General features: G+C 66.4%; 1 protein-coding gene. It reads right to left on the reverse strand.

The window, feature by feature from the left end; translation table 11 throughout:
• The coding region (locus tag ACPYOM_RS23350) for a YMGG-like glycine zipper-containing protein (RefSeq protein WP_481347800.1) at positions 1–230 on the reverse strand (230 nt) is incomplete at its 3' end.
• Positions 231–247 lie beyond the last annotated feature (17 nt).

Consider the following 247-nt stretch of genomic DNA (forward strand, 5'->3'; position numbering starts at 1 on the left):
CGACCGCTACGATCTCGGAACCGGCATTGCCCGGGCCGACCGGCGACATTACCGATGACAGCCCCGGACGCGCCGCCGATCGCCGCGCCAACGGCCGCACCTCGGACATTGTTCGTGAGAGCGCCGCCAACGACTGCGCCAGTTGCAGCGCCGATGCCGGCGCCCTGTTGAGTCGGCGTGCAGCTCGCAAGCGCGAAAGCTGCCAGAAAGCACAGCATCAACTCCTTCATCGCTCTCCCCCTATTGT

It is taken from the genome of Monashia sp. HAY1-2A (genome assembly GCF_056755315.1).